The organism is Streptomyces sp. NPDC111516 (assembly GCF_055635345.1).
In genome coordinates, this window is sequence record NZ_JBVKBV010000003.1 from 276,624 (window position 1) to 298,096 (window position 21,473).

A 21,473-nucleotide genomic window follows, 5' to 3' on the forward strand; every position below is an offset into this window, starting at 1 on the left:
AGCTGCTTGTGTCCAGGATAGGCGACCCCTGCAATAGCACGCGCTTGCAGGTAAAGAGCGTCTGCAATTATTGTCAACGCTTGTAACACGCAGACACAATGACGGAAGTGACACCCATGCCGCTCGCGCTCCTCGCCCTTGCCATCGGGGCTTTCGGTATCGGAACCACCGAGTTCGTGATCATGGGGCTGCTCCCCGAGGTTGCCTCGGACTTCCAGGTCTCGATCCCGACCGCAGGATTCCTCGTCACGGGATACGCCCTCGGGGTCGTCCTCGGCGCCCCGCTGATGACGGTTCTCGGCACCCGCGTCACCCGCAAGCGCATGCTCATGCTGTTGATGGGGCTGTTCATCGCGGGCAATGCCGTCTCCGCCGTTGCCCCGGTCTTCGGCGTGATGCTCGCCGGCCGCGTGATCGCCTCACTCGCCCACGGTGCCTTCTTCGGCATCGGATCGGTCGTGGCCGCCGATCTGGTCGCCCCGCAGAAGAAGGCCGGCGCGATCGCCATGATGTTCACCGGCCTCACCGTCGCCAATGTCGTCGGCGTACCGCTGGGCACCTACATCGGACAGAGCGTCGGCTGGCGGATCACGTTCTTCGTCGTCGCCGCGCTCGGAGTCGTCGGTCTTCTCGGTGTGGCCGCACTCGTCCCCGAACAGCCCCGGCCCGAAGGCGTACGGCTCCGCCACGAGTTGGCCGCGTTCCGCAATGTGCAGGTCCTGCTCGCCATGGCGATGACCGTGCTGGGCTTCGGCGGAGTCTTCGCCGCGATCACCTACATCACCCCGATGATGACCGGGATCGCCGGATACTCGGCGTCCTCCGTCACCTGGCTGCTGGTCCTCTTCGGGCTGGGCATGGTGGGCGGCAACCTGCTCGGCGGCAGGTACGCAGACCGCCATCCGCTGCCGATCCTGTACGTGTCGCTGGGCGCCCTTGCCGTGGTCCTGGCCCTGTTCACCCTCACCGCCCACAACAAGATCGCGGCGGCCGTCACCATCGTGCTGATCGGGGGCCTGGGCTTCGCCACCGTGCCGCCGTTGCAGAAGCGGGTGCTCGACCAGGCCTCCGGTGCTCCGACCCTCGCATCCGCCGTCAACATCGGTGCCTTCAACCTGGGCAACGCGCTGTCGGCCTGGCTCGGCGGCCTCGTCATCGCAGCCGGCCTCGGCTACACCGCGCCCAACTGGGTCGGCGCCGCGCTGGCCGCTTCCGCCCTGGTTCTCGCGGTCGTCTCCGGCGTTCTGGAACGTCGCACGGTCACCCGCAGCCGACTCGTCGCCCAGCACAGCCAGGAACCACTTGCGGCAACCGCGGCCCACCGCTGACCGCTGTCGCACCGCCCCTACGCATCAGGGCCCCGCCCGTACCGCACCGCGTCGCGCCACGGAGTCACCCCTTGAGCACCCTCACTGTCCCGGCCACCCGCTGACGTTCCCGGATGCGGCAGTGCTCAAAGCGGCGGCCCTCAGCCCGTCGATTCGCCGAGCCGGGTGCGTCAGCCCGTCGCCACGGTCAGCGGAGCGTAGCGACGGGTCCAGTCGCCCGGCAGGTCCGAAGTCCCATACGTCATCACCGTGGTTCCGGAGCCCGCCTGCAGACCGCACTCCTTGAACCAGGCGAGCAGATCCGCATGGCGTGTGTCGATGTCCGCGCGCAACGGCAGATCAGTCGCCTCGGCCAGCGAGGTGACGAGGGCCTGAGCCGTGGCGGTGTCGGGGGCGACCAGCGGGCCGACCACATGCGTACGGTCGCTCGGCCAGGTCGCCGCGTAACCGATGAGCTTTCCGCCGTCCTCCGCGATTCGGATGTGGTCGGCATACGCGGGCAGCCGGGCGAGGACATGTGTCCGGTCCGTGCCGAAGACATCCGAGTCCAGCCGGACGATGGCTTGCAGGTCCTTTGCCGTGGCCGGGCGTATGACCGCGGCGCACGCTGCGTCGCCGTCCGGCCGGAAGAACCCGGTGACCCGCTCGACGCGGCCCACGACGGAGAACCCGAGCTGTTCGTAGAGGGGTTGCCCCGCAGGTGTCGCGTACAGGCTGAGGGGCGTGTCCGCGGCCCGGTCGATCACATGACGCATCAGCTGCCGGGCCACCCCCTGCCGCGCGTAGCGCTCGGCGACGAGCAGCATGCCGATGGCAGCCAGTCGCGGTCCGTAGGAGGTCACCACACAAGTGGCCATCAGTCCCTCGCCGCCGGGATCGTCCAGGCCGTAGCCGGTTCCTGCGGAGAGCAGCAGGCCCCATCGGTGCTCATCGCGTGGCCAGCCCCGGTTCTCGCAGAGGTCGGCGCAGGCGACCAGGTCGCCCAGGCTGAGACGTCGGACAGGTGACGCGGCGAGTGGACGGGACTGCGGGACGCTCATGAGGGCCAGGCTGTCCGATGCGGTGATCGCTCGTCCACCCCTTTACCCGCTCCGGCTTCATGGTGTCGACATCAATACGGTGGGTTTTCCGTACAGCGCCACACGGCCACGGCGTACCGAGCGCCAGGACGAGACCGCTGAGCAGGAAGCGCCGCCCCGGCCGACTCGCCTGGCGGGACCCGCATCGCAGGCGCCGTCCGTCCCACACGGTGATCGGAACGAAACGGCCCAGCCCCCGCGTACAGTGCGTGTCCCTCTGCGGCCGTCCCGGCGTGGGCGGTCGGTCCGTGTCCCGGGCAAGGCATGCTGGGGCGAGGGACCGTGGTCGGGCGACGGCCGATGACCGCAAGCAGAAGCAGAACCCGACTGCGCCCGCAGGCGGGGACAGCGGGCCGCGTGGGTGCGTAAGGCCACCAGAAGACGTTCGAGGCGAGGCACAGCATGGATGCTCCGGCCACCAGGTGGACCGAAGACGGAACGGGCAGATCTCCCGACGCGACCTTGATCCACCGCACGCTGACCGAGGTCGCGCCCGTCGCGGACCAGGCAACCTCGTACTTCTACGCCCTGCTCTTCATCCGGCACCCCGATCTGCGTGCCCTGTTCCCGGTCGCGATGGATGTCCAGCGCGATCGCCTCTTCCGTGCGATCCTCACCGCTGCCGACCGGCTGGACGACCCTCGCGCGTTGGCCGAGTACCTCGGTGAACTGGGCCGGGGCCACCGCAAGTACGGCACACGGCCCGCGCACTATCCCGCAGTGGGCGAGGCGCTCCTCGGGGCGCTGAGCCGCTACGCGACCATCACCTGGGACGCGGAGGCCGAAGCGGCGTGGGTCCGTGCCTACACCGCGATATCGCAGATCATGATCGATGCGGCAGCCGAGGCCGAGCTGTGGGCTCCCGCCCGGTGGCGCGCGGAGGTCGTCTCGCACGACCTCAGGACCCGTGACATAGCGGTTTTCACGGTCCGTCCCGACCAGTCCTACCCCTTCCTCGCAGGCCAGTACGCGGCGATGGAGACCCCCTGGTGGCCCCGGAACTGGCGGCACTACTCCTTCGCCTCGGCGCCCCGCCCGGATGGTCTGCTCACCTTCCACGTCAAGGCGGTCCCGGCCGGCTGGGTCTCCAACGCGCTGGTGCACCGGGCTCGCCCCGGCGACATCCTGCGCCTCGGCCCGCCCACCGGTTCGATGACGGTCGACCATTCCACCCACAGCGGTCTGCTCTGCCTGGGCGGTGGCACGGGCATCGCGCCCATCAAGGCGCTCGTCGAGGACGTCGCCGAGCACGGCGACCGGCGTCCCGTGGAGGTGTTCTACGGGGCGCGCAGCGATCACGATCTGTACGACATCGACACGATGATGCGGCTCCAGAAGACCTATCCCTGGCTCGCGGTGCGGCCGGTGGTCTCCACCGGCCCGGGAACGGAGGGCGGTCTGAAGGGGCTGCTGCCCGAGGCGGTGCGCGCGTGCGGGCCGTGGCACGAGTACGACGCGTATCTCTCCGGCCCGCCCGGCATGATCCGCAGCAGTGTGGACGTGCTCAGGGGCATCGGCATGCCGGCCGAGCTCATCCGGCACGACTCCGTCGAGGAACTGGCGGCCCCCGGCCCCGCCTGATTCGATGAGCAGCGACCGACCCACCGGCCTCGGCCACGACGAGCGGCAGCCGGTCAGCCCAGGTCAGGGGCGTGCATCGCTCGTACACCCTCGATATTGCCGTCCAGGTAGTGCCGCAGCGACAGCGGTACGAGATGAACCGCAGCGATCCCCATCCGGCTGAACGGCACCCGTACGACGTCGTAGTCCCCGCAGGGATCGTCGATCTCCGGGCCGTGGCGCCGGGACAGGTCCATGGACTCCAGCCGGCAGACGAAGAAGTGCTGGACCTTCACGCCCTTCACTCCGCCGCCCTCGATGTGCTCCACGGTGTCGACGAAGCAGGGGACCACATCGGTGATCTTGGCGCCGAGCTCCTCGTCCAGCTCGCGGTGCAGGGCGTCGACGACGGTCGCGTCCTCGGGCTCGACCCCGCCGCCCGGTGTGAGCCAGTACGGATCCACCCCGGGCTTGGTGCGCTTGATAAGGATGAGGTCGTTGCCGTCGAGCAGGATGGCGCGTGCGGTGCGCTTGACCACGGGACGTTCGGTCATGGCAAGAGAGTGGCCCACGGAACCGGTTCTGAAACACCTGACCCGCGCCGGACCGCCCTGCGCTCACCAGTCGGCGGCAGCGCGCAGCAGCCACTCGTGCGCCCGCGCGATGTGCGGCAGTGCGAGCGTGCCGGTCCGCACGGCCAGGAAGTAGGTGCGCAGCGGAGGCACGGGAGGATCGAGGAGCGCCACCACCTCGCCCCGTTCCAGCGCCCCCACGCACAGATAGCGCGGCAGTACGGCGAGCCCGGCACCCGCCGCCGTGCATTCGAGGACCGCCCGGAGATCCGGTGCGATGACGGTTCCCGCGACGGCGGGCCGGCTGTCGAACACGGCGGCCCAGTAGCGGGAGACCAGCGGCAGACTCTCGTGCACCTCCACGATCGGCAGCTGGTTCAGCACCACGGGCCCTTTGTGCCGCAGGGTCCCGGGTCCCAGGCGCCCGGCCCAGCGCGGCGCGGCGACCAGTACATGCTCCTCGTCGCAGAGCGGCGTCGCGGTGAGCAGCTCACCGCGCGGACGGGCCGTGGCAATGGCCAGGTCATGGTGGCCGGCGGCCAGCCCCTCCAGCGTCTCCTCGGCGTCGGTGAAGAACGAACTGCGCAACGCCAGGCCCTGGGCGATGAGCGGGGTGAGTGCCGGCAGGGCGCGCGCCGACGTGAATTCTGGCGGTCCGGCCAGATGCAGGGTCCGTACGCCCGATTCCTCGTCGAGCTCGGTCTCGGCGATCTCGATCAGCGCGTCCAGATGGGGAGCTGCCCGGTGCGCGAGTTCGTCGCCGATGGTCGTCGGGGTCACGCCGCGGGCCCGGCGCAGGAAGAGCGGGCGGCCCAGCTGCCGCTCCAGGGTGCGGATCTGTGAGGTGACCGCGGGCTGGGAGAGGCCGAGCAGGGCGGCGGCCCTGGTGAAGGAGCCGGCTCGGTGCACCGTGACGAAAGTGCGCAGCAGGGCCAGGTCCATGTCCTGTCCCCTCCCGCCCTTGCGACGCTTCGGTCCCGTACAACTATAAATATGTCGATAGGTCGCTGTCGCTACTGTGATTGGACACTGACGGAGAGTCAATTAGCCTTGTTCAGGCGGTTCTTCGTATGGAGAACCGGGACGGTCCGAGCCACGAGGGGGGAGGCTCGGACCGTTCGTACCGCCGTGCCGGCTCAGCTCTCGCCGAGCGCCGCGTCCAGGGCCCGTGCCACGTCGGCCACCAGGTCGTCCGGGCTCTCGGCACCGACCGAGAAGCGGATGAAGCCCTCCGGTACGGCGTCACCGCCCCAGCGCGCCCGCCGTTCCGCGGTGGAGCGCACGCCGCCGAAACTCGTCGCGTCGTCGACCAGGCGCAGCTCGGTCAGGAAGCGCTCGGCCCGCTCACGGTCGGGCAGCACGAACGACACCACGGAGCCGAAGCGCCGCATCTGCCGTACGGCGTTCGGATACGAAGGGTCGGTGGGCAGCCCGGGATACCGCAGACCGGTCACCCCCTGGCGCTTGCCGAGCGCCTCGGCCAGGGTCAGGGCGGTGGCGCACTGCCGGTCGATCCGCAGCTCCAGCGTGGCCAGCGAACGGTGCGCGAGCCAGGCCTCCATCGGTCCAGGGATCGCGCCGACGACCTTGCGCCAGCGCCGTACCCCGGCTGCCAGCTCCGGATCGCGGCAGGTCACATGGCCGAGCAGGATGTCTCCGTGCCCGGTCATGCCCTTGGTGTCACTGGCCACGGAGAAGTCGGCCCCCAGTTCCAGTGGGCGCTGGCCGAGCGGTGTGGCGAGGGTGTTGTCGACGGCCACCAGCGTGCCGGCCGCGTGCGCGGCCCCGACGAGCCGACGTACGTCGCAGACATCGAGCCCCGGATTGGACGGCGTCTCGATCCACAGCAGCTTGGCGCCGTCGAGGACCGCCAGCTGGGCATCGCCGCCGGTAGGTGCGGTCCGTACCTCGACGCCGTACGCCTCCAACTGCTCACGCACCAGCGGCAGCGCCTGATATCCGTCGTCGGGCAGCACGACCACGTCGCCGGTGCGCGCCTGGGACAGCAGCACCGCCGATACCGCCGCCATTCCGGAGGCGAACACGGTCGTCTCGACCGGCTCGCCCGGCGCCTCCAGCTCGCCGATGGCGCGCTCCAGGTGGGTCCACGTCGGATTGGTGTCCCGACCATAGGTGTACGGGCCGATCGGTTCACCGGAGAGATGGAAGTGTGCGGCGAAGGCCGGCCCGGGCAGCGTCGGCTCGAACTGCTCCGGTTCGGGCAGCCCGGCCCGTACCGCTCGGGTTCCGTCACCCAGGGCGCTCATACCGTTCCTCACTTCTCTCCCCGGTGCGCCATCGGTCCGCACTGCACTGTCGCCACAGGTGTCGGGTCAGTCCTCGTCGGGCAGGACGACGTTCAGCGCCCACGACACGATCGAGATGATCAGGCCGCCGAGTACGGCGGTCCAGAAACCGTGGACGTGGAAGCTCAGGTTGAACTGCCCGGCCAGCCAGGAGGTCAGCAGCAGCATGAGCGCGTTGACCACCAGGGTGATCAGACCAAGCGTGAGGATGAAGAGCGGCAGGGTGAGCAGTTTCACGACCGGCTTGACCACGAAGTTCACCAGGCCGAACAGCAGGGCGACCACGATCAGCGTGAGTACCTTGCGCCCGGTGCTGCCGCCACTCAGCGTGATGTCCGGGAGCAGCCAGATGGCCACGGCCAGCGCACCCGCGTTGGCGATCGTCTTGACTACGAAATTCTTCATGTGTCTGATCGTGGCAGACAGCATCGGTGGCGGACACCGGCGGGACAGAGGCAAGGGGCGGACGGGCCATGAAGGCATTCAGACTGGACGAGCTGGAGGCGGAACGGGCCGCGAACGACGGCGCGTATCTGCAGTTCGTGAAGGAACGGAACATGTCCGTCGGCCTGTACGCACTCGACGCCGGCGATCTCGACCCGCAGCAGCCGCACAAGGAGGACGAGGTCTACTTCATCGTCAGCGGCCGTGCCTCGATCACGGTCGGCATGGAAACCACACAGGTGGGAAGAGGGAGCGTGGTGTACGTCCCCGCCGGGGTGGCCCACAAGTTCCACCACATCACCGAGGACCTGCGGGTCATGGTGGTCTTCTCGCCGCCGGAGAGCTGAGCCGCGCTCCCGGAGGACCGGGCTCCGGTATCAGGGATCCCTAGGGGGTCGATCAGGGGACTTCAAGGGCTGCGGTTCCCCCGCCGACCCCCTCCGCGCCTCTAGCATCGAGGTATCGAAGCAGCGCAACAGGAACTCACAGAGATGAGGCAAGGACGATGGCCGTGCGGGAGATATTCGCGGGGATGCCCTGGTGGGTGAAGTGGATCGCGGTGCCGGTCATCGCGATCATCGTGTTCGGCGGCCTGATCGCCAGCGTGGTCGGGTTCGTGATCGGTCTGCTCTTCAAGGTTCTCGTCTTCGTGATCCTGGTCGGCGGACTCGTCTTCGTCGTACGCAAGTTCATGTCGTCGTCCTCCTCGCGCGGCGACTGGTAGGACGATCGGAAGGCGGCCGGGGCGATTAGCCCAGCCGAGCTAAAACAGAAGACGAAACGACCCTCCTCGCGGATGCGGCCGATATGGTGGCAGTCCGCCGCCACCACCTGGGAATCTACTGTCCGTCACCAACCTCACCAGTGGTTTGCACGGCGTTCGGTCCCCGAACCCCAGTCATGCGGCGGTCTGTGGGGGCGGCCCCCACAGGCGGGCTGACCGCCCGTCACCATGCCTGGGGGTGATCGTTGACCACGGCATCGAGCACTGCTGTCCCGACGTTGATCGGTTCGGTTCAGCGAGCGCTGAGGCTGCTGGAAGCTGTGGGTGCCCACCGAGACGGGGCGCCCGCGAAGCAGTTGGCCAGGGAAGCGGGCCTTCCCCTTCCCACCGCCTACCATCTGCTGCGCACCCTGGCCCATGAGGGCTATCTACGCCGGGAGAACGGCGTGTTCCTCTTCGGAGCCGCCGCTGAGCGCCTGGCCGGTGAAGGTTCCGTGCAGAATCGGCGCAGCAGAATGACGGAGTCGCTGAGCCGCTGGCGCGACACCATCGGCGCACCGGTGTACTGCGCCGTCTACCGCGAGGGCGAGATCGAACTCGTCGCCGTCGCCGAGACCCCAGCCATCCCCGCGGTGGACGAGTGGGCATCCTTCCGGGAGACCGGGCACGCCCATGCGATCGGTCAGTGTCTGCTGAGTCAACTCGACGAGAAGGCCCGCGAGGATCATCTGGACCGGCATCCGGTACGGCCGCTGACCCGCTACTCGGTGAGGGACCGCGTGACGCTCCTTGAGCGGTTGCGGTCGCTGGAACGAATGGAACCTGTCATCGAACGACAGGAGTACGCCCTGGGGACGGTCTGCGCGGCCATCCCGATCACTGCCGGTTTCACCGCCGCCGCGATGGCCATTTCGGTCCCCCTGGAGCAGGAAGACCGATTGCTCCCCGCAGTCGAACAACTACGTGGCGAAGTGGCCAGCCTCTTGCGTTCGTTCGTGTTCTCTATCAGTATCTGAAAAATCACTCCTTGTGATCTGCTATCGCGTGCACCACGATGGCGTCAATAGGGCCATGGGGGATCATTCCTGGCCAGATTCATCTACTGCGGGGTTGGACGATGCGCGAGTCGGTTCAAGCTGAGGTCATGATGAGCTTCCTCGTTTCCGAGGAGCTCTCTTTCCGGATCCCGGTGGAGCTCCGGTACGAAGTGTGTGATCCGTATGCGATCCGGATGACCTTCCATCTGCCCGGCGACGCCCCCGTCACCTGGGCATTCGGCCGTGAGCTGCTGCTCGACGGCCTCAACAGCCCCAGTGGCGACGGCGATGTGCACATCGGACCCACGGAGCCCGAGGGGCTTTCCGATGTGCATATCCGGCTTCAGGTGGGCGAGGATCGCGCCCTCTTCCGGGCTGGTACCGCGCCACTTGTTGCCTTTCTCGATCGGACGGACAAACTCGTGCCGCTCGGGCAGGAGTGCACGCTGGGTGACTTCGAGGGCAATCTGGAAGAGGCACTGGGCCGGATCCTCGCCGAGGAACAGAACGCCGGCTGAAGAGCACGGGGTCGCAGACCGGCCGGCAGGTCGAACGCGACACCCGCCGAATGGGTGAATCGCTCTCCGTGGTGGGGGGCGTTCAAGGCTTCGCCCTGCGACGGCGGCCTCTCCCGGTCCGTACGGGTGCTGAAGCTTCGGCTTCCGCGCCGAGCCCTGTGCGGTCCGCGGAGACGACCAGCGCGGCGAGCACCGTCGTCACCGGCACCGAGGCGACCAGTCCGATCGAGCCGACCAGCGTTCGCACGATCTCCTCCGCCACCAGCTCGCTGTTGGCCACCGTCCCCACACTGCTCTGGGCGATCGAGAACAGCAGCAGCAGCGGCAGCGCCGCGCCCGCGTAGGCGAGCACCAACGTATTGACGACCGAGGCGATGTGGTCGCGCCCGATCCTGATCCCTGCCCTGTAGAGCCCCCGCGCACCCATCGTCGGGTTCGCCTGGTGCAACTCCCAGACCGCCGATGTCTGGGTGACCGTCACATCGTCGAGGACCCCCAGCGAACCGATGATGACACCGGCCAGCAGCAGGCCGCTCATGTCGATGTGCGGGTACAGGCCGTGGATGAGGCCGGTGCTGTCGTCGGTGTTGCCGGTCAGGCCGGCCCAGCCGATGAAGAGCGATCCGAGCAGCCCGATCAGCAGGAGCGAGATCAGTGTGCCGATCACCGCGACCGAGGTGCGGGCGGTCAGGCCGTGGCACATGTAGAGCGCGATCAGCATGATCGCACTGGCCCCGATCACCGCGACGAGCAGGGGATTCGAGCCCTGGAGGATGGCCGGGAGGATGAACAGGGTCAGTACCGCGAACGACACGGCGAGCGCGACCAGTGCCATCACTCCGCGCATCCTGCCCACCGCGACCACGACCAGGGCGAAGATCCCGGCCAGCAGCGCCATCGGGAACTTCCGGTTCACATCCGTCACCGAGTACTGCAGATCGTGGGGCGCGTCGGGGGCGTACGCCACGACCACGCCCTGGCCCTGGCGCAACTGACGCGGTGCGTCGGGCTGGACGATCTCGACGAAGGTCCGGCCCTTGTCGTGACCGGTGGTCACCTCGACGGTGGCCTTCTCGCACAGTCCCGGCCCGCTCCCCGACGGCGGGGTGGTCCCGCCGCTGGTGGGCATCTGGGCGGCGTTCACGTCCTTGCAGTCCACCTTGTCGACCCCCACCACCTTTGCCTGCTGGGTCTGCCGGTCGAAACCGACCCCGGTCCGCTCGTGCGGGGGCGCACCGCCCGGCCAGAGCGCCACCAGCCCGACGACTACCGCGGTGGCGAACGGGATGAGCACGGCCGCGATGACCTTGCGCAGATGCTTCGAGACGGGCGCGGCAGGGCCATGGCTGTGCGAGTGGCCGTGCTGATGGCCTCGCGGTTCGGAGTCGATTTGGGGGGACGTCACCGGCCGATCATCGCAAGAAGAGAGGGCCCTCTGTTCATTACGCCGGACAGGAGGCTAGCGTGGAGGAACCTTTGCACACGCGGGAGCTCGGAGCACCGGGCTGAGAGGGCGCTGATATCCGTACATCCGTACGGGACAGGCTGCGCCGACCGCCGAACCTGTTACCGGGTAATGCCGGCGTAGGGAGTAGGTCTCATGACCACATCGGACGCACGCACGCCTGCCTCGAACCAGAGCGACGAGGCCGGGAAGTCCATCGGCTGGCACAAGGGATACGTCCAGGGCTCACGCCCGGACCTCCGGGTGCCGGTCCGTCAGGTGCACCTCACCAACGGCAAGGACGTGACGCTGTACGACACGTCGGGGCCGTACACCGATCCCACCACCGAGACCGATGTCCGTCGCGGGCTCGCACCGCTGCGGGAGAACTGGATCACCGCGCGCGGCGACACCGAGGAGTACCCGGGACGCCCCGCGCGCCCCGAGGACGACGGGCTCAAGCACACCTCGCCGCGAATGGGGTCTCCCCTGCTCGAGCGAAGCCGAGAGCTTGGGGAAGGGCTGCGCAACCTCGACGCGGTCTTCCCCGGCCGGCCCCGGCTGCCCCGCCGGAGCCGGGACGGGCAGCCGGTGACCCAGCTCGCGTATGCCCGCCGGGGTGAGATCACCCCGGAGATGGAATACGTGGCGATCCGGGAGAACGTCGAGCCCGAGGTGGTGCGCGAGGAGATCGCCGCGGGGCGGGCCGTACTGCCGGCCAACGTCAACCACCCCGAGATCGAACCGATGATCATCGGGAAGCGGTTCCTGGTGAAGGTCAATGCCAACATCGGCAACTCCGCGGTGACGTCCTCCATCGAGGAGGAGGTGGAGAAGATGACGTGGGCGACGCGCTGGGGCGCCGACACGGTCATGGACCTTTCCACCGGCCGCAACATTCACACCACCCGTGAGTGGGTCCTGCGCAACTCCCCCGTGCCGATCGGCACCGTTCCCCTCTACCAGGCGCTCGAAAAGGTCGACGGCCGGGCCGAGGAGCTGACCTGGGAGATCTACAAGGACACCGTCGTCGAGCAGGCCGAGCAGGGCGTCGACTACATGACGGTCCACGCCGGCGTACGCCTGCCGTACGTCCCGCTGACCGCCCGGCGCAAGACCGGCATCGTCTCCCGCGGCGGTTCGATCATGGCGGCGTGGTGCCTCGCGCACCACAAGGAGTCGTTCCTGTACGAGCACTTCGAGGAGCTCTGCGAAATCCTCGCCACGTACGACGTGACGTACTCGCTGGGCGACGGGCTGCGCCCCGGCTCGATCGCCGACGCCAACGACGAGGCCCAGTTCGCCGAACTGCGCACGCTCGGCGAACTGAACACGATCGCCAAGCGGCACGGCGTCCAGACCATGATCGAGGGCCCGGGCCACGTCCCGATGCACAAGATCAAGGAGAACATCGACCTCCAGCAGGAGATCTGCGAGGAGGCGCCGTTCTACACGCTCGGCCCGCTGACCACCGATGTCGCTCCGGCGTACGACCACATCACCTCGGGCATCGGCGCGGCGATGATCGCGTGGTGGGGCACGGCGATGCTCTGTTACGTCACGCCCAAGGAGCACCTCGGCCTGCCCAACCGCGACGATGTGAAGACCGGCGTCATCACGTACAAGATCGCGGCCCATGCGGCGGACCTCGCCAAGGGGCACCCCGGGGCGCAGGACTGGGACGACGCGCTCTCCGACGCCCGTTTCGAATTCCGCTGGGAGGACCAGTTCAATCTGGCTCTCGACCCGGTCACGGCGCGGGAGTTCCACGACGAGACGCTGCCCGCCGAACCGGCGAAGACCGCGCACTTCTGCTCGATGTGCGGGCCGAAATTCTGTTCGATGAAGATCTCCCAGGACATCCGCCGTGAACACGGCGGATCAAAGGCGGAGATCGAGGCGGGCATGGCGGAGAAGTCCAAGGAGTTCGCGGCAGCCGGCAACCGGGTCTATCTGCCGATCGCGGACTGATCCGTCCGACCCGTGGCCGAGTGGCGAAGACCGCGGCAGGCCTTCGCCACTCAGCCGCTGCTCTCCGCATGCGCACGGCAGGTTCCGGACGCTCGGTGCCGAAAAGCAGGTGATCAGGGCGGATGCGTGTCCGTAGGATCCGCGCATGAGCGATAGCGCGGCGGAGACGAACGAGGCGGACCGGAAGCCGTGTTGGCGAGGGCGGAAAGTCGCCTTCGTTCCCGTTGAAGTCGATGACGCCGAACTGCTGCAGGAGTGGCGGTCCGATCCGGCAACCGCTCATGCGATGGGCATCTGGCCACGTGCGATCACGTCGCTGCGAGAACGCATCGAGCGCGACCACGACGACCAGGACCGTGACGATTTCGTCGTCGTGCTTTCCGACGGCACGCCTGTCGGCCATGTGGCCCTGACCGAACAGGATGTCGCCGACGGTACGGCCGACGTCGAACTGATGCTGGCTCCGCAGCACCGCGGTCACGGATACGGCACGGACGCACTCGACGCGCTGACGGACCTGGCATTCGGCGAGTTGCCCATGTACCGCCTTCAGGCGGTCACCCACACGGACAACGCGGCCGCGCTCGCCGTTCTCGTCAGGTCGGGATTCGTCCAGGAGGGGATACGGCGATCCGCGTGTCTGCACCGGGGGCGCCGTCACGACGTCGCGGTGCTCTCACTGCTCCGTCCCGAGTGGGAGGCGCTGGCGCGCCCGAAGGCATGGGACCGCTGACCGACGCCGGTCCCGGCGCGCGGGCCGTTGGCCGACGCGGTGTTCCTGGTGGAGTTTCCCCGGACCCGGTCAGTCCGGCTCATGTTCCGGGCCGCCGAAGTCGGGGCTGGTGAAGTCCGGGCTGGTGAAGGTCGGGCGAGGGCCCGCCGCCGGGCCGTCGTCGGGGCTGGTGAAGTCCGGCCGGCTGTAGCCGATCCTCGGGATGCGGTTCTCCGAGCGGTGCGGGGTACGTGCCGCGGGGCCGGCCTCGGGGTCGGCGAGCGCGTCCCTGAGAAACGGCAGGATGCCACGCTCCAGCAGGGCGTGGCGCCATGCCTCCCTGGCACGCGCCACGTCCTCCGGAAGCTCGCTCCCGGGCTCCTCGGCGGGCTGCGACGTCGACCCGTTGCGCAGTGCGGTGACGAGCAGTCCGACGGCGGCGGCCAGGATGGCGGCGGCCATGACCGCCGCGAAGAACCAGCCCGCGGCGACCATGGTGGAGGCGAAGGACGGCGGCGGGCTGAGCAGTTTCAGCAGATAGCCGGCCAGCAGGAATATGAACGCGGCGGTGCCGGCGAGCACGGGCGCCAGGACCGTGACGACGGCTCCTATGCCGGCGCCCGACTGGCTCTGACGGTTCATGCCTGACCCGGGGCCGGTGTCCTCGTCCGTTCCTTCGTCCGGTCCGCGCAGCTCTTCGCGGGCCTTCACATAGTGCTCGTACTCGGTGGCGGCCGTCGCGGTGATCAGCGCCGTGGCGTCCAGCGCCATGGTGCGCAGCTGCACGGCGTTGAGCCGCTCGCCGACCGCGGCCAGATCCGGTCGTTCATGGGCGTGGCGCAGTGCGTCGTCGAGGATCCGCTCGTACTCGGGGCGGTCCTCGGCCAGCAGGTGCGGAGCGCTGTTCATGTGCATCCCCCGATGCTCCGTTGGGCCTGAATGCCCGCTCGGACCGGGCAGTTGGGCGGAAACGGAGGAGAGCCTGCTACTGATACGCCGATGGTAGAGCGCCCACGGCACGGGGTGACAGGGGGTTTCCGTAAATAGGCCCGGTGGTCGGCGTGGTCAGGTCGTGGAGCGTCTTCCCTGATGGACGTCAGTCATGCAGGGGCAGTTGGACGACCAGTAGTTTTCCGGCCATGGTCACTCCGCCGTCCATGGCGATGGCGAGTCCGTCCGCGTACACGTGCGGGCCGTCGACCACCGGGCCGGAACCGTCCTCTCCGTCCTCCGAGCCGACCTCGCCGAGGAGGTACGGAATGGGGCTGTGACCATGGACGATGCGTTGTCCGCCGTAGGTCGACAGCAGCTCCCGTACGGCCTGCGGCCCCGCCTCGTCGCGGAAGGCGAACCGCTTCGTGAGCTTCCGGAAGAGGTCCCAGCACTCATCGGCGTCGTTACGCGTGAGAATGGCGTGCACGGTGTCGTTGACGTCCTCGATGGTGCTGCCGTAGTCGAGGTATGCCGTCGTGTCGGAGTGCGTCAGCAGATGCCCGTCCTCCTCGACGATCGCGTCGAGCCGGGACATCCACTGGAGGTGGACGTCCTGGAGCCGCTCCATGTCGTTCTTCTGGCCGCCGTTGAGCAGCCAGGCGGCCTGGAAGGTGGCGGTGCCGGCGCCTGAGTTGACCGGGGTGTCGCCGAACCGCTTGGCGCCGATGAGCAGCAGTTCGTGATTGCCCATCAGGGCCTTGCAGTAGCCGCCCGCGGCCGCGGCCTCGGCGGAGAGGCGCATCACCAGGTCGATGACGCCGATGCCGTCGGGTCCCCGGTCGGTGAAGTCGCCCAGGAACCAGAGTCGGGCGTTGCCCGCGGACCAGTTGCCCTCGGCGTCGATGAGGCCCTGCTCGGCGAGGGCGGCGCGGAGCTCGTCCAGATAGCCGTGGACGTCGCCGACGACGTACAGCGGTCCGAGCCCCGGCTCCGCGGCGGGCCGCGGGTCGGGGACGGCCCGCACCTGGACGGTGTCACCGCGGTTGATCACCGGAAGGTCGCGTGCGGTGGGGGTGTACCCCTCCGGCAGCCCGTCTCCCGGAACGGCGTTGCCCGGGTGTGGCGGTGAAGGCGGCACCGGAGTCTGCGCATAGGGCGGGACGCGGAAGTCACGCAACGTCGCAGTCCGCACCACGGGTTCCTGACCGGCCCCCTGTGTCATCGACCCCTCCACCACCGTCGCGCCGCCGTACACCTGACGGGCCCTGCTGGTCGGGGCGGTCCGCGGTGTCGTGCGCCCATCATAGGAATGCGAATCGTGCTCTGTGACGCACCAGGGGTGGTGAATCCGGGCGCACGTCAGGTTCACCGGCCGATTGGTCCGAAATCACCTGATCAATCCCTGGTGGGGGAGCGGGGTGCACTGACCGTGGTGCGGGGTGGACGGCGTTGCGAGGACGTCCGGACGATGAGCTCCGTCGGTACGACCCGCTCCACCGGCCCGTCGTGTTTCACGCCTTCGATGGCATCGATCAGGAGTTGGACGACCGCCGTGCCGATTCTGCGCGGCTTGAGCGAGAGGGTGGTGATGGAGGGCTCGGTCGTCGCGTACACGGTGGACTCGCTGCAGCAGACCAACAGCAGGTCCTCGGGGACGCGCAGACCGTATCGGCGGGCGGCGGCCAGTAGATCGGTGCCGTTGGGGTCGAAGAGCCCGTAGACGGCGTCGGGCCGGTCCGGGCGTGCGAGCAGCCGGTCGGCGGCGACCGCGCCCGCGCACGGGTCGTGGGCGGGGTAGGACTCGTACACCGGCTCCTGGCCCACGCGCTCGCACCAGTGGAGGTACGCGGTGGTGGAGAGACGGGTGTACGTGTCGGTGGTGGTGCCGGTGAGCAGGCCGATGCGGCGGGCTCCGGCGGCGGCGAGATGATCGAGGAGGTCGAGCACGGCGGCCCGGTGGTCGTTGTCGACCCAGGCGGTGACGGGAAGGGAGCCGGCCGGCCGCCCGTCGGAGACGACGGGCAGCCCCTGGCGTACGAGTTCCGTGACGACCGGGTCCTGGTCGGAGGGGTCGATCACGACGGTGCCGTCGAGAGCGACGTTCGACCAGACGTCGTGGCGTGAGGTGGCGGGCAGGATGACGAGGGCGTAGCCGCGGGCGAGCGCGGCGGAGGTGGCCGCTCTGGCCATCTCGGCGAAATAGGCGAACTCGGTGAAGGTGAAGGGTTCGTCCCCGTAGGTCGTCACGGTCAGGCCGATGAGGCCGGACTTGCCGGTACGGAGGGTTCGGGCCGCGGCGGAAGGGCGGTAGCCCAGGCGCTCTGCGACCTCGCGGACATGGCGGCGGGTGGCGTCCGGGAGCCTGCCCTTGCCGTTGAGCGCGTCGGAGACGGTCGTGATGGAGACGCCGGCGGCGGCGGCCACATCCCGGATTCCCGCTCGCCCTTGCCGACCGCCGCGCCGGGGTGTCTCCGTCCGGCTCACCTGGTGCTTCCCTGCTGCTGTCATGGCGAGCCGATAGTAGGGCTCGGAAGGGAGGTTGGACCGGCCGCATATTCACTCGTTGGCAGGCACGTTTCTGCATGATCATTGAGCATCAAATGCCTTGAAAACCAAGGGCGTTGGCGAGGTTGACCGTAGTGTGTCATGCGCCGAACCCGATGGGCCTACTAAATGGTCGATATCTCGAAGAGGTCTCATCTCACCTCTTCGAGGGACGCGCGCCACGGAGTGAGCCACCGGCGCGCGTCAGGGAGGGAAGCGCTCCCCCCGTCCCCGGCCGCACGGGACGAGGGGAAGCTCCGATCCCGGCCGCGCGGGGCGTTCGGGACGCTCCGGCCATTCGCAGCGGAGCCCAATCCTCATAAGGTGAGCAGTATTGATGTGTACAGACGGTCTAGGAGGACCTGCGGTGAGCGAGACGAGCCCCAAGCTGCGCGCCGAGCTGGACGGCGTCCCCGCCTATGTGCCGGGCAAGCCGGCTGCTGCCGGTGGACCGGTTGCGTTCAAGCTGTCCTCCAACGAGAACCCCTATCCCCCGCTGCCCGGGGTGATGGAGACCGCACTGGCCGCGGCCGCGAACTTCAACCGCTACCCGGACATGGCCTGCACCGGCCTGATGAACGAGCTGGCCGACCGTTTCGGTGTGCCCGTCTCCCACCTCGCCACCGGAACCGGCTCGGTCGGGGTGGCGCAGCAGCTGCTCCAGGCCACCTCGGGTCCGGGGGACGAGGTCATCTACGCCTGGCGTTCCTTCGAGGCGTACCCGATCATCACGCAGGTCAGCGGCGCGACCTCGGTGAAGGTCCCGCTGACCGAGGGTGAGGTGCATGACCTCGACGCGATGGCGGACGCGATCACGGACCGCACCCGGATGATCTTCGTCTGTAACCCCAACAACCCGACCGGGACCGTGGTGCGCCGGGCCGAGCTGGAGCGATTCCTGGACCGCGTGCCGGGCGATGTCCTGGTGGTGCTCGACGAGGCGTACCGGGAGTTCATCCGCGATGCCGAGGTGCCGGACGGCATCGAGATCTACCGGGATCGGCCCAATGTGGCGGTGCTGCGGACGTTCTCCAAGGCGTACGGCCTGGCGGGTCTGCGGGTCGGTTTCGCCGTGGCCCACGAGCCGGTGGCGGCCGCGCTGCGCAAGACGGCGGTGCCCTTCGGGGTCAGCCAGCTCGCACAGGACGCGGCGGTTGCCTCGCTGCGTGCCGAGGACGAACTCCTGGGGCGGGTCGGCTCCTTGGTGTGCGAGCGGGACCGGGTGCAGCGGGCGCTGGCGGACCAGGGGTGGACCGTTCCCCAGTCCCAGGCGAACTTCGTCTGGCTGCGGCTCGGGGACCGTACCGCCGACTTCGCCGCGGTGTGCGAGCGGGCCGGCGTGATGGTCAGGCCGTTCGCGGGCGAGGGGGTGCGGGTCTCGATCGGGGAGGACGAGGCGAACGACCTGTTCCTGAAGGTCACGGAGTCGTACCGCAGGGAGCTGTAGAGCGGAGCAGGCCGCCTGCGCACCGGAAGCCCCAGGGCCCCGTACCTCGTTCCGCGAGGTACGGGGCCCTCGCGTTCTGGGGTCGGGAGGTGCCCGGACCGGGACTGTTCCGGGGTGTCTGCTTCGGGGGGATTGATCGGAACATCCCAAGAGGGGTACCCCGCCCGAACGTCCCGAAAGTCCGTGCGCCATAATTGCTTGTGAATGTGAACGCGTTCACAAGCCTGTCCTGTTTCCTCCCGTGATCAGTCTGATTTAAAGGGCAAACTGCCGGTGTGACTACGGCGACGTAAGGAGAAGACGACGTGGAGCTAGCTCTGGCGCCGGAAACCCTGGCGCGATGGCAATTCGGTATCACCACCGTCTACCACTTCCTGTTCGTCCCCCTGACGATCTCTCTCGCTGCGCTCACCGCCGGCTTGCAGACCGCCTGGGTGCGGACGAACAACGAGAAGTACCTCAGGGCCACGAAGTTCTGGGGGAAGCTCTTCCTCATCAACATCGCCATGGGTGTCGTCACCGGCATCGTCCAGGAGTTCCAGTTCGGTATGAACTGGTCCGACTACTCGCGGTTCGTCGGCGACATCTTCGGTGCCCCGCTCGCGTTCGAGGCACTGATCGCCTTCTTCTTCGAGTCCACGTTCATCGGGCTGTGGATCTTCGGCTGGGACAAGCTGCCGAAGAAGATCCATCTCGCCTGCATCTGGATGGTCTCCCTCGGGACCGTCCTGTCCGCCTACTTCATCCTGGCGGCCAACTCCTGGATGCAGCACCCGGTCGGCTACCGGATCAACAAGGAGCGTGGCCGGGCCGAGCTCACCGACTTCTGGCAGGTGCTCACCCAGAACACCGCGCTCGCCCAGTTCTTCCACACCATCACCGCCGCCTTCCTGGTCGGAGGCGCGTTCATGGTCGGCATCGCCGCCTTCCACCTGGCGCGCAAGAAGCACATCCCGGTGATGCGGACCTCACTGCGGCTCGGACTGATCACCGTCGTGATCGCCGGACTTCTCACCGCCGTCAGCGGTGACCGGCTCGGCAAGGTCATGTTCAAGCAGCAGCCGATGAAGATGGCCGCCGCCGAGGCGCTCTGGGAGGGGCAGGACGGGGCTCCCTTCTCGATCTTCGCGGTCGGCGACGTGGCCAAGGGCCACAACACCGTGGAGATCTCCATCCCGGGGGTACTGTCCTTCCTCGCGGACGACAGCTTCACCTCGCACGTCCCCGGCATCAACGACATCAACAAGGCCGAGCAGGAGAAGTTCGGCCCCGGCGACTACCGGCCCAACATCCCGGTCGCGTTCTGGAGCTTCCGCTGGATGATCGGCTTCGGGATGGCGTCCTTCGCCCTCGGCCTCCTCGGACTGTGGCTGACGCGACGGAAGTTCATGCTGCCGCCGGCGATGCGGACCGGTGAGGACGAGGTTCCCCATCTGGTCCTCTTCAAGAACAAGGCGCTCAGCCCGAAGCTCACCAAGTGCTACTGGATCGTCGCGCTCTGGACGCTGCTCTTCCCGCTGATCGCCAACTCCTGGGGCTGGATCTTCACCGAGATGGGCCGCCAGCCCTGGGTCGTCTACGGCGTGTTCCAGACCCGCGACGCGGTCTCCCCCGGCGTTTCGCAGGGCGAGGTGATCACCTCGTTGATCGGCTTCACCCTGCTCTACGCCGCGCTCGCAGTGGTCGAGGTCAAGCTGCTCGTGAAGTACATCAAGGCCGGACCGCCGGAGCTCACGGAGGCCGACCTCAAACCGCCCACCAGGATCGGCGGCGACGACCACGACGACGCCGACCGGCCGATGGCCTTCTCCTACTGAGAGCAGAGGAGCTGAGAGATGGAACTCCACGACGTCTGGTTCGTGCTCATCGCCGTCCTCTGGACCGGCTACTTCTTCCTGGAGGGATTCGACTTCGGGATCGGTGTCCTCACCAAGCTGCTGGCCCGGGACCGCAAGGAGCGGCGGGTGCTGATCAATACGATCGGCCCCGTCTGGGACGGCAACGAAGTGTGGCTGCTCAGCGCGGGCGGTGCGACCTTCGCCGCCTTCCCCGAGTGGTACGCCACCCTGTTCTCCGGTTTCTACCTGCCGCTGCTGATCATCCTGATCTGCCTGATCGTGCGGGGTGTCGCCTTCGAGTACCGGTCGAAGCGGCCCGAGGAGAAGTGGCAGACCAACTGGGAACACGCGATCTTCTGGACCTCGCTGATCCCGGCACTGCTCTGGGGCGTGGCCTTCGGGAACATCGTGCGCGGCGTGAAGATCGACGCCGGCATGGAGTACGTGGGCAACTTCTGGGACCTGCTCAACCCGTACGCCATCCTCGGCGGACTGGTCACGCTCACCCTCTTCACCTTCCACGGTGCCGTGTTCGCGGGGCTCAAGACGGTCGGGGACATCCGGGAGCGGGCGCGCAAGCTGGCGCTGAGGCTGGGACCGGTCACCGCGGTGCTCGCCCTCGGCTTCCTGATCTGGACCCAGATCGACAACGGCGACGGCTGGAGCCTGCTGGCGATGATCATTGCCGCGGTGGCACTGATCGCCGCGATCGGCGCCACCGCGGCGGGACGCGAGGGCTGGGCGTTCGCGCTCTCCGGCGTGACCATCGCGGCCGCGGTCGCCATGCTCTTCCTGGCGCTCTTCCCGAACGTCATGCCGTCCTCGCTGAACGACGCCTGGAGCCTCACGGTCACCAACGCCTCGTCCACTCCGTACACGCTGAAGATCATGACCTGGTGTGCGGGGATCGCCACCCCCCTCGTCCTGCTCTACCAGGGCTGGACGTACTGGGTGTTCCGCAAGCGCATCGGTACGCAGCACATCGCCGAAGCGCACTGAACGCACCCGGGGCCTGT

At 68.2% G+C, this 21,473-nt stretch carries 20 protein-coding genes; 11 read left to right on the forward strand and 9 right to left on the reverse strand.

Going from position 1 to position 21,473, the window contains the following annotated elements:
• Positions 1–116 precede the first annotated feature (116 nt).
• Positions 117–1,328: an MFS transporter gene (locus tag ACZ7L9_RS09225; RefSeq protein WP_471414125.1), complete on the forward strand. Its 1,212-nt coding sequence runs from the start codon at positions 117–119 to the stop codon at positions 1,326–1,328.
• Positions 1,329–1,498: 170 nt separating this feature from the next.
• On the opposite strand, the gene ACZ7L9_RS09230 is transcribed toward ACZ7L9_RS09225, so the two are convergent.
• Positions 1,499–2,368 (reverse strand): GNAT family N-acetyltransferase, encoded by an 870-nt coding sequence (locus ACZ7L9_RS09230; protein ID WP_471413885.1) that lies wholly within the window; start codon positions 2,366–2,368, stop codon positions 1,499–1,501.
• A 441-nt stretch (positions 2,369–2,809) separates the two neighbouring features.
• On the opposite strand from ACZ7L9_RS09230, the gene ACZ7L9_RS09235 reads away from it, so the two are divergent.
• Positions 2,810–3,988, forward strand: a complete 1,179-nt coding sequence (locus ACZ7L9_RS09235; protein ID WP_471413886.1) for a globin domain-containing protein — start codon at positions 2,810–2,812, stop codon at positions 3,986–3,988.
• Positions 3,989–4,041: 53 nt separating this feature from the next.
• On the opposite strand, the gene ACZ7L9_RS09240 is transcribed toward ACZ7L9_RS09235, so the two are convergent.
• The 4 genes from ACZ7L9_RS09240 to ACZ7L9_RS09255 form a co-directional block, all read right to left on the reverse strand.
• Positions 4,042–4,521 carry an NUDIX domain-containing protein gene (locus tag ACZ7L9_RS09240; protein ID WP_471413888.1) on the reverse strand — a complete coding sequence of 160 codons (480 nt, stop codon included), beginning with the start codon at positions 4,519–4,521 and terminating at the stop codon, positions 4,042–4,044.
• 63 nt (positions 4,522–4,584) lie between these two features.
• Positions 4,585–5,481: a LysR family transcriptional regulator gene (locus ACZ7L9_RS09245; protein ID WP_471413890.1), complete on the reverse strand. Its 897-nt coding sequence runs from the start codon at positions 5,479–5,481 to the stop codon at positions 4,585–4,587.
• A 194-nt stretch (positions 5,482–5,675) separates the two neighbouring features.
• The gene (locus ACZ7L9_RS09250) at positions 5,676–6,806 is read right to left on the reverse strand and encodes a cystathionine gamma-lyase (RefSeq protein WP_471413891.1); all 1,131 of its coding nucleotides are present in this window, start codon (positions 6,804–6,806) and stop codon (positions 5,676–5,678) included.
• 66 nt (positions 6,807–6,872) lie between these two features.
• Positions 6,873–7,250 (reverse strand): phage holin family protein, encoded by a 378-nt coding sequence (locus ACZ7L9_RS09255; RefSeq protein WP_471413893.1) that lies wholly within the window; start codon positions 7,248–7,250, stop codon positions 6,873–6,875.
• 68 nt (positions 7,251–7,318) lie between these two features.
• On the opposite strand from ACZ7L9_RS09255, the gene ACZ7L9_RS09260 reads away from it, so the two are divergent.
• The 4 genes from ACZ7L9_RS09260 (at position 7,319) to ACZ7L9_RS09275 (ending at position 9,568) form a co-directional block, all read left to right on the forward strand.
• Entirely contained in the window at positions 7,319–7,636 is a 318-nt protein-coding gene (locus tag ACZ7L9_RS09260) for a cupin domain-containing protein (protein WP_266747350.1), read from the forward strand.
• A 164-nt stretch (positions 7,637–7,800) separates the two neighbouring features.
• Complete coding sequence (locus tag ACZ7L9_RS09265) at positions 7,801–8,013, forward strand: DUF5326 family protein (protein ID WP_471413895.1); 213 nt, start codon at positions 7,801–7,803, stop codon at positions 8,011–8,013.
• Positions 8,014–8,258: 245 nt separating this feature from the next.
• Positions 8,259–9,029 carry an IclR family transcriptional regulator gene (locus ACZ7L9_RS09270; RefSeq protein WP_471413897.1) on the forward strand — a complete coding sequence of 257 codons (771 nt, stop codon included), beginning with the start codon at positions 8,259–8,261 and terminating at the stop codon, positions 9,027–9,029.
• A 101-nt stretch (positions 9,030–9,130) separates the two neighbouring features.
• Complete coding sequence (locus ACZ7L9_RS09275; protein ID WP_266747352.1) at positions 9,131–9,568, forward strand: SsgA family sporulation/cell division regulator; 438 nt, start codon at positions 9,131–9,133, stop codon at positions 9,566–9,568.
• Between the two features lie 82 nt (positions 9,569–9,650).
• Here ACZ7L9_RS09275 and ACZ7L9_RS09280 read toward each other — a convergent pair whose 3' ends face one another.
• Positions 9,651–10,973 carry a YibE/F family protein gene (locus tag ACZ7L9_RS09280; protein ID WP_471413898.1) on the reverse strand — a complete coding sequence of 441 codons (1,323 nt, stop codon included), beginning with the start codon at positions 10,971–10,973 and terminating at the stop codon, positions 9,651–9,653.
• Between the two features lie 195 nt (positions 10,974–11,168).
• Here ACZ7L9_RS09280 and thiC point away from each other — a divergent pair, with 195 nt between their 5' ends.
• Together thiC and ACZ7L9_RS09290 are read left to right on the forward strand one after the other, a co-directional pair.
• Positions 11,169–12,983: a phosphomethylpyrimidine synthase ThiC gene (gene thiC, locus ACZ7L9_RS09285; protein ID WP_471413900.1), complete on the forward strand. Its 1,815-nt coding sequence runs from the start codon at positions 11,169–11,171 to the stop codon at positions 12,981–12,983.
• Between the two features lie 145 nt (positions 12,984–13,128).
• A complete protein-coding gene (locus ACZ7L9_RS09290) occupies positions 13,129–13,716 on the forward strand; it encodes a GNAT family N-acetyltransferase (RefSeq protein ID WP_471413901.1) in 588 nt (195 codons plus the stop codon).
• Between the two features lie 69 nt (positions 13,717–13,785).
• Here the strand turns inward: ACZ7L9_RS09290 and ACZ7L9_RS09295 are convergent, their stop codons facing one another.
• From ACZ7L9_RS09295 to ACZ7L9_RS09305, 3 genes are all read right to left on the reverse strand, one after another.
• Positions 13,786–14,610, reverse strand: a complete 825-nt coding sequence (locus ACZ7L9_RS09295) for a hypothetical protein (RefSeq protein WP_471413903.1) — start codon at positions 14,608–14,610, stop codon at positions 13,786–13,788.
• 181 nt (positions 14,611–14,791) lie between these two features.
• Complete coding sequence (locus ACZ7L9_RS09300; RefSeq protein WP_471414126.1) at positions 14,792–15,865, reverse strand: metallophosphoesterase; 1,074 nt, start codon at positions 15,863–15,865, stop codon at positions 14,792–14,794.
• 158 nt (positions 15,866–16,023) lie between these two features.
• The gene (locus ACZ7L9_RS09305) at positions 16,024–17,136 is read right to left on the reverse strand and encodes a LacI family DNA-binding transcriptional regulator (RefSeq protein WP_471413905.1); all 1,113 of its coding nucleotides are present in this window, start codon (positions 17,134–17,136) and stop codon (positions 16,024–16,026) included.
• Between the two features lie 403 nt (positions 17,137–17,539).
• Here ACZ7L9_RS09305 and hisC point away from each other — a divergent pair, with 403 nt between their 5' ends.
• From hisC to cydB, 3 genes are all read left to right on the forward strand, one after another.
• Positions 17,540–18,619, forward strand: coding sequence for a histidinol-phosphate transaminase (hisC, locus tag ACZ7L9_RS09310; RefSeq protein ID WP_471413907.1), 1,080 nt, complete (start codon positions 17,540–17,542; stop codon positions 18,617–18,619).
• A gap of 305 nt (positions 18,620–18,924) precedes the next feature.
• The gene (locus tag ACZ7L9_RS09315; protein WP_471413908.1) at positions 18,925–20,436 is read left to right on the forward strand and encodes a cytochrome ubiquinol oxidase subunit I; all 1,512 of its coding nucleotides are present in this window, start codon (positions 18,925–18,927) and stop codon (positions 20,434–20,436) included.
• An 18-nt stretch (positions 20,437–20,454) separates the two neighbouring features.
• Complete coding sequence (cydB, locus tag ACZ7L9_RS09320) at positions 20,455–21,456, forward strand: cytochrome d ubiquinol oxidase subunit II (RefSeq protein ID WP_471413910.1); 1,002 nt, start codon at positions 20,455–20,457, stop codon at positions 21,454–21,456.
• Positions 21,457–21,473: the final 17 nt, after the last annotated feature.

Excerpts from the sequence above, each read along its gene's own strand:
- ACZ7L9_RS09225 (WP_471414125.1), top strand. The coding sequence starts at position 117 with ATGCCGCTCGCGCTCCTCGCCCTTGCCATCGGGGCTTTCGGTATCGGA.
- ACZ7L9_RS09230 (WP_471413885.1), bottom strand. The coding sequence starts at position 2,368 with ATGAGCGTCCCGCAGTCCCGTCCACTCGCCGCGTCACCTGTCCGACGT.
- ACZ7L9_RS09235 (WP_471413886.1), top strand. The coding sequence starts at position 2,810 with ATGGATGCTCCGGCCACCAGGTGGACCGAAGACGGAACGGGCAGATCT.
- ACZ7L9_RS09240 (WP_471413888.1), bottom strand. The coding sequence starts at position 4,521 with ATGACCGAACGTCCCGTGGTCAAGCGCACCGCACGCGCCATCCTGCTC.
- ACZ7L9_RS09245 (WP_471413890.1), bottom strand. The coding sequence starts at position 5,481 with ATGGACCTGGCCCTGCTGCGCACTTTCGTCACGGTGCACCGAGCCGGC.
- ACZ7L9_RS09250 (WP_471413891.1), bottom strand. The coding sequence starts at position 6,806 with ATGAGCGCCCTGGGTGACGGAACCCGAGCGGTACGGGCCGGGCTGCCC.
- ACZ7L9_RS09255 (WP_471413893.1), bottom strand. The coding sequence starts at position 7,250 with ATGAAGAATTTCGTAGTCAAGACGATCGCCAACGCGGGTGCGCTGGCC.
- ACZ7L9_RS09260 (WP_266747350.1), top strand. The coding sequence starts at position 7,319 with ATGAAGGCATTCAGACTGGACGAGCTGGAGGCGGAACGGGCCGCGAAC.
- ACZ7L9_RS09275 (WP_266747352.1), top strand. The coding sequence starts at position 9,131 with ATGCGCGAGTCGGTTCAAGCTGAGGTCATGATGAGCTTCCTCGTTTCC.
- thiC (WP_471413900.1), top strand. The coding sequence starts at position 11,169 with ATGACCACATCGGACGCACGCACGCCTGCCTCGAACCAGAGCGACGAG.
- ACZ7L9_RS09290 (WP_471413901.1), top strand. The coding sequence starts at position 13,129 with ATGAGCGATAGCGCGGCGGAGACGAACGAGGCGGACCGGAAGCCGTGT.
- ACZ7L9_RS09295 (WP_471413903.1), bottom strand. The coding sequence starts at position 14,610 with ATGCACATGAACAGCGCTCCGCACCTGCTGGCCGAGGACCGCCCCGAG.
- ACZ7L9_RS09305 (WP_471413905.1), bottom strand. The coding sequence starts at position 17,136 with ATGACAGCAGCAGGGAAGCACCAGGTGAGCCGGACGGAGACACCCCGG.
- cydB (WP_471413910.1), top strand. The coding sequence starts at position 20,455 with ATGGAACTCCACGACGTCTGGTTCGTGCTCATCGCCGTCCTCTGGACC.